This window comes from Micromonospora sp. KC213, from assembly GCF_004348325.1.
Classification (GTDB): domain Bacteria; phylum Actinomycetota; class Actinomycetes; order Mycobacteriales; family Micromonosporaceae; genus Micromonospora.
Window position 1 is genome coordinate 1 of sequence record NZ_SMKF01000253.1, and the last position, 5,990, is coordinate 5,990.

Sequence of the window (5,990 nt, forward strand, 5' to 3'; positions counted from 1 at the left end):
CCGTCGCCCCGGCCGACCCCCACCGGGTACCGCGCCGCCCCGGCGGGTCGGCATAGGCGGGCTGTGGCGGCGGGGCCTGGCCGGCCGTACCGCCGTCCTGTGGGTCCTCTGGGTGGTGATCACGTTCTCGTTCTACGGCTTCTTCACCTTCATGCCGACCCTGCTATACGCGGACGGGCTCACCATCGCGAAGAGCTTTACCTACTCGATCGTGATCTACCTGGCCCAGATCCCCGGCTACTACTCTGCCGCCGCGCTCAACGATCTGCTGGACCGCAAGTGGACGATCGCCCTGTACCTCGGCGGCGGTTCGGTGGCCGCGTACCTGCTATCCGGGTCGGATATCTCCGCGCAAGTGATGGTCTTCGGCGGATTGCTCTCCTTCTTCATGAACGGTGTCTACGCCGCGATCTACGCGTACACCCCCGAGCTGTACCCGACCGCGGTCCGAGCGCGGGGCATGGGCACCGCGTCGGCGGTCGGCCGCATCGGCGGGATCTCCGCGCCGATCCTGATCGGGACGACCTATCCGGTCATCGGCTTCGACGGTGTCTTCCTGATCACCACGGGAGCGCTCGCCGTCGGTGTGGCGGTGGTCCTGATCTTCGGAGTGTCCACCAGGGGGCGGGCGCTGGAGGAGATCAGCGACGGTCGATCGGCGACCGGACCCGCACCGGACGGGCCGGCACCGGTGGTCCCCGGCCCCCAGACCGTGACCGGTGCACCCGGCCCCGTCGCTGTCGGCAAAGAAAGAAGGAGTCCCCGTGTCGGCCCGAGATGAGCGGAAGACCTGGCTGTTGGTCAACGCGACCGTGCTGGATCCGGTCGCCGGTACCCTGACGCCGGACCGTCGTGTCCTGGTCGTCGACGGGCTGATCGCCGAGGTGGGCGACGCCGAAGTGCGGCACGGGAAGGCGCCGGTGGTTGACCTGGAGGGGGCCACCCTGATGCCCGGACTCATCGACGGCCACGTGCACGTCACGGCGGCCACGGCAGACCTGTCCGCACTGCCGGACCTGTCGCACTACTACGTGGGGGCACACGCGTCCCGGGCGCTGCACGACATGCTGATGCGCGGCTTCACAACGGTCCGCGACTGCGGCGGCGCGGACCACGGCCTCGCCGACGCCATCGCCGATGGCCTCGTCACCGGGCCCCGGCTGTTCTTCGCCGGCAAGGCGCTCTCCCAGACCGGGGGCCACGGCGACGTACGACGTCCCGGCCGCAACGTCGGGACCGTCGCGTACTGCTGCCCCGACTTCGGTCGGGTGTGCGACGGCGTCGCAGAGTGCCGCCGCGCGGCCCGCGACGAACTCCGCAAGGGGGCGCACCACATCAAGATCATGCTGGGCGGCGGGGTCACCTCGCCGACCGACCGGATCGAGGCCACCCAGTTCGCACTGGACGAGATCACCGCCATCGTGGCCGAGGCCCGCGCGGCGGGGCGGTACGTCGCCGGCCACGCGTACACGGCGGAGGCGATCAACCGAGGGCTGGAGTGCGGGGTACGGAGCATTGAACACGGCAACCTGCTCGACGACAGCAGCGTCGCACTGTTCCGTGCCACCGGAGCCTACCTGGTCCCCACCCTGGTCACCTACCAGGCCATCGCTCGGGACGGCCGGGCCGCCGGCATACCGGAGCACGTCCACCGCAAGGTGTACGACGTGCTCGACGCGGGCCTGGGGGCGTTGGAGACCGCGCACCGGGGTGGCGTCAACATCGTCTTCGGCACCGACCTGCTGGGTGGGATGCAGCGCCACCAGCTCGACGAGTTCCAGTTGCGGCGGGAGGTGCTGAGGCCGCTCGACATCATCCGCTCGGCCACCTCCACCGCCGCCGCGATGCTCGGCGCGGAGGGCACCCTGGGGGTGATCGTTCCGGGTGCGTACGCCGACCTGATCGCGACGGACGGCAATCCGCTGGAGCACCTGGGGGTGCTCGCCGAGCCGGCCAAGTACCGCCGGTTGCTCATGGCGGCGGGGCGTTTGCTGGCGGGACCACAGGCCCGCTGAGCAGGGCGGAACCCCACACTGTCGTGGTACCCCCGGGATTGCGTCGCCGACCCGGGGGCGAGCACCGGCCGTCCCGGACCGGTACCCGGTACGGCGGGGTCAGCGCAGTCGTCGGGCGGACACCGCCCCTGGCTCTTCCGACGAATCGCTGTCGGTCAGCGCAGCCGGTCCTTGGCCTTGTAGTACGCCCCGGCGAAGGTCAGGAACCCAACGTTGACAAGAATCGACAACACACGGTTGTCGACCGACGCCCTCGCGGCCTTGTCACCGATCGTCAAGAACCGGAAACGCGGGTCAGGCTTCTTAGTTTTTCGGCCCTTGTGGAGGGTTGGCTGCTCGGCGGCTGCTCGTCCGACGAGCATTCCCTACTCCCAGCCCGTCCGGTGAGGTTCGGGTTGGTCCGGTCTGGTCCTGGCTGCGCCGACTGGGTCGACCGGCGATCCCATCGATGAATATCGATGCGAGTGCCCGCGTTCGCGGCCCGCCACGACCGGTCGGCTGAGTCCTCGAGTGATCTACGCCTTGATCGGCCCCACGCCCGCCGGCCGTAAGCGAGGGCGGATCCGAGGCTTCTGTAGGCGTTACCTCGGGGCTTTATCGCCGACTCGGGCGGTGATGTCCCAACGGTCCTTGTGCGGCCACCGCGACGAAATTCTGCTCATGGACGTCGCGAAAAGGCCCCCTCCTCGACCACCCCGGCACTGGCCGCAGCGACTGGGTGGTTGACGAGGCACTCAATCCGCTGCTGGATTCACCCCGCCGCCGCAGGCGTACCCACCGGTCACCCACCTGCGCGGGCTGGCCGGGCACGTCGTGCTCGGTCTGGTAGTAGCCGCCACCGTGGAGGCCGGCTGGGCACTGCTGCGCCGGCGACCCTGAACCCAGCACCCCGCGCCGGCAGCCGTCAGTTCCCCGGGCAACGCGCCTGCACGGCCGGTCATGATCCTGTCGTTCGGCTACCTGATTCCTCGTCAGGCACTGCGGCTGGTCACCCTGTTGGCCCGCGGTGGGCGCGCCAACGCGGTCGAGGTGCTCGTGCTGCGGCACCAGGTCGCGGTACTGCGCCGGCTGGATCTGGAACCGGCCGACCAGGCGGTGCTGGCTGGTCTGTCGAGGCTGTTGCCGCAGGCTCGGTGGTCGGCGTTCTTCGTCACCCCGGCCACGTTGTTGCGCTGGCATCGCAACCTGATCGCGCGGCGGCGGACGTACCCGAGGCAGCGGCGGGGTCGCCCACCGGTCACGGCCGAGGTGCGTCAGTTGGTGCTGCGGCTGGCTCGGGGACAACCCGACCTGGGGATGTGCGCGTATCCAGGGCGAATTGGCCAACCTGGGCTACCGGCTGGCAGGTAGCACGGTCTGGGCGATCCTGACCAGGGCCGGCGCCGGTCCGGCGCCGAGACGGGTGAGACCGACGTGGAGCCAGTTCCTCACCACGCAGGCCAAGGCCATTCTGTCCTGCGCACGCTTCGGGCAATGCGGCGGAAGGGGTTGACCCTGACCCTGCGTCAGGGTTGGAGCCTTGTCACATGACGAACGACATCACCTCCTCGGCTCGGCTCGCTCCGCCGGTGGGAGGATTCGAGGAGATCGACGGCCGCCGTGTTTTCGTGCATCGGTCGGGCAGCGGCGGGCCGGGCGTTGTGTTTCTGCCGGGCGCGAGCGCGGTCGGCCTGGACTATTTCGGCGTCCAGCAGAGGGTTTCGCAGTTCACCACCGCTGTGGTGTACGACCGCGGCGGCACGGGCTACAGCGACCCGCTCCCGCTGCCGCGCACCGCCGCCGCGGTCGCCACAGAACTGCACGAACTCCTGCGCGCCCAGAACATCGCCGCGCCATACGTGCTGGTGGCGCACTCCCTCGGCGGCTTCTACGCGCATCGGTTCGCGCAGTTGTACCCGCCGGACGTGGCCGGGCTGGTCTGGTTGGACGCCCTCCACCGCGACTGGGACGACTTCATGCCTCCTGCGGCGAGTCTGGCCGCGGTTGAGCGGATGGCGCCTGATCGGGAGCAACTCGAACAGATGCGCCCGGCCCTGCGCGAGATGCGCGGCGAGTTGTACGCGAACTACCCGGAGCACGTGCGGCAGGCGCTGATCGATGCCAAGGTGAGTGACGAATGGATCCACGTCGGCGTCGCCGAGCGCGGCAAGCTGGCCGAACTCGCCGCCGAGCTGCGGGCCGGGCCGAACATTCCCGACGTCCCGGTGGTCGCTCTCACCGTGGTGGGCACCGACCCCGCCCAGCAGGCGCTGACGTCGGAGCGGACATTGCAAGAGATGCATGACGGCAAGACGAGAATGGACGCGGCCCTGGTGAGCGCGGTCTCGCACGGGGAACAACGCATCCTCTCCGACACCAGCCACCACCGGCTCTGCTTTGACCGCCCCGATGCCGTGGTGCAGGCGATCCGCGACGTCGTCGACCGGGCGGTCCGCCCCTAGACTCGATCCGGCCAGTTTCTCGAAGCCTGAAGGAGGACGGTGCTCACGATCAGCCAACTCGCGGCGACCGCCGGCGTGACCGTGCGCACCGTCCGCCACTACCACCACGTCGGCCTGCTGCCCGAACCCGCACGCGACGCCTCCGGCTACCGCCGCTACAGCGCACAAGCGGCGGTCGACCTCATCCGGATCAGGACCCTCGCCGACGCCGGTGTGCCACTGGCCCATATCGACGCGCTGTTGCACGCACAGCCAACCGAATTCGCCTCGGCCATCACCTACATCGACGTCGAGCTGCAGCGCAAGATCGACCAGCTCACCGATTACCGCCGCCGGATCGCTGAATTGGCCAGCGGTGAAAGGCTTGTCCTGCCTCCCGAGGTGGTCGCCATCCTGGACCGGATGCGCAGTCTTGGGGTCAGCGAACGGAGGATACGAGCCGAGCGCGACTCGTGGATCCTGATGCAGGCACTGGATTCGCACGTCATGCCGCAGCGGATACGGGACAAGAACGCCAGCTTCGACGACCCCGAGACGATGCGCCTGTATCTCGCCTGTGACCAATCAGTCGACTGGGATCCGCACGATCCACGCCTGGACCGGCTCATCGATGACATGGACGCATGGGAGATCAAACACGAACGCGACAACAGCCAGCCAGGTTATCTGAAGCTGGTCGTTTCCCGGATCTCCGAGGCATCACCGGCATGGCAACGCATCATCGATGCGCTCACCTACCGTGCCGAGCGGCGCCGAACCGCCGTGTCCGACACTGAAGTCAGCACCCCGGCCACGTCCGACAGTTGATGCTCCCATGAGCCGTGTGCGCCCCACGATTGCAGGTGTGGTCCTCAGCGCAGGTACACCAGGTCGGGCCGTCGCCGCCGACGCCGGTGTGGATCCCTCGATGGTCATCCGCTACTTCACGAGCAAGGGGTGCCAGTCTGCCGAGCATTGACGTACCGGCCGGCGCGGACTTCGCGCAAAGGTACGCAACGATGTTCGTCGACGTTGGGGAAGGCGGTCAGCCCGCCCTGAGTGTTTTGCTGCGCGCGGCGCCAACCCACGGCGACGCGACGGAGCGGCTACAGGGCGTCTTCGACCGCCAGTTCCTGCCCGTCTTCCGTGCGGCCTATCCCGACCAGCCCGATATCGACCAGCGGGCGGCCCTCGTGTTCAGCCAGACCATCGGCATGGCCTACTGCCGTTACCTGCTGCGACTGGAGCCGCTCGCCTCGATGGACAAAAACGCCGTTCACCAGGCGATTGCCGGTGTCATCCGTCATTTTCTCACGGAACCGATCGCCGGCCCAGCTTCCGACTCGATGTAGACGAGACCCTGACGGATCCATTCCTAGGCCGCTCGTTCGTCACTCTGCGGTATGCCGGAGCGTTGCCTTCAACCTGTGCGCCGAGCCTCGCAAATGAGGCTCTGTGGCAGCGTGCGGACGTTATGCCGCTACCCGCACGGGCGGACCGGCCGCGACTGCCGGCGGCGTCGGGGCTGTGGGTGCCCACCCGCGCTGCCCCACAG

General features: G+C 68.6%; 7 protein-coding genes. 6 read left to right on the top strand and 1 reads right to left on the bottom strand.

Annotated elements, in window-relative coordinates; all coding sequences use genetic code 11:
- Both E1166_RS28810 and E1166_RS28815 read left to right on the top strand, forming a co-directional pair.
- Positions 1–781, top strand: a 781-nt coding sequence (locus E1166_RS28810; protein ID WP_132343015.1) for an MFS transporter, incomplete at its 5' end; no start/stop codon positions are given.
- Positions 765–2,015: an amidohydrolase family protein gene (locus E1166_RS28815; RefSeq protein ID WP_132343016.1), complete on the top strand. Its 1,251-nt coding sequence runs from the start codon at positions 765–767 to the stop codon at positions 2,013–2,015. The genes E1166_RS28810 and E1166_RS28815, both read left to right, overlap by 17 nt.
- 155 nt (positions 2,016–2,170) lie before the next feature.
- Here the strand turns inward: E1166_RS28815 and E1166_RS28820 are convergent, their stop codons facing one another.
- Positions 2,171–2,377, bottom strand: a complete 207-nt coding sequence (locus E1166_RS28820; RefSeq protein WP_132343017.1) for a hypothetical protein — start codon at positions 2,375–2,377, stop codon at positions 2,171–2,173.
- A gap of 577 nt (positions 2,378–2,954) precedes the next feature.
- Here E1166_RS28820 and E1166_RS28825 point away from each other — a divergent pair.
- The 4 genes from E1166_RS28825 (at position 2,955) to E1166_RS28840 (ending at position 5,787) form a co-directional block, all read left to right on the top strand.
- Positions 2,955–3,365 (top strand): hypothetical protein, encoded by a 411-nt coding sequence (locus E1166_RS28825; protein WP_207914615.1) that lies wholly within the window; start codon positions 2,955–2,957, stop codon positions 3,363–3,365.
- 176 nt (positions 3,366–3,541) lie between these two features.
- Positions 3,542–4,456, top strand: coding sequence for an alpha/beta hydrolase (locus E1166_RS28830; protein ID WP_132343018.1), 915 nt, complete (start codon positions 3,542–3,544; stop codon positions 4,454–4,456).
- 39 nt (positions 4,457–4,495) lie between these two features.
- Positions 4,496–5,263: a MerR family transcriptional regulator gene (locus E1166_RS28835; RefSeq protein ID WP_132343019.1), complete on the top strand. Its 768-nt coding sequence runs from the start codon at positions 4,496–4,498 to the stop codon at positions 5,261–5,263.
- Between the two features lie 86 nt (positions 5,264–5,349).
- Positions 5,350–5,787 (top strand): hypothetical protein, encoded by a 438-nt coding sequence (locus tag E1166_RS28840; RefSeq protein ID WP_279433238.1) that lies wholly within the window; start codon positions 5,350–5,352, stop codon positions 5,785–5,787.
- Positions 5,788–5,990 lie beyond the last annotated feature (203 nt).